Below are 241 nucleotides of genomic sequence, written 5' to 3'. Positions count from 1 at the left end.
GGTAGAGCACCTGACTGTTAATCAGGTTGTCGACGGTTCGAGCCCGCCTGCCGGAGCTTAATAATGGAGAGTTGTCCGAGTGGCTGAAGGAGCAGCATTGGAAATGCTGTAAACGGGTACTAACCTGTTTCGAGGGTTCGAATCCCTCACTCTCCGTTTTATAAAGTATGACCCGTTGGTCAAGTGGTTTAAGACACCGCCCTTTCACGGCGGTAACATGGGTTCGAATCCCGTACGGGTC

The 241-nt window shown here is 51.9% G+C and carries 2 tRNA genes; both read left to right on the top strand.

From position 1 onward, the window contains the following. The first annotated feature begins 65 nt into the window (after window positions 1–65). Window positions 66–156: transfer RNA gene (locus tag FD28_RS10415), tRNA-Ser, on the top strand. 13 nt (window positions 157–169) lie between these two features. Further along, window positions 170–241 (top strand) — tRNA-Glu (locus tag FD28_RS10410).

The sequence above is a fragment of the Levilactobacillus hammesii DSM 16381 genome (assembly GCF_001434395.1).
Lineage (GTDB): Bacteria > Bacillota > Bacilli > Lactobacillales > Lactobacillaceae > Levilactobacillus > Levilactobacillus hammesii.
Note: the sequence above shows the minus strand (reverse complement) of the source record. Positions and strands in the feature narration are given on the sequence as shown.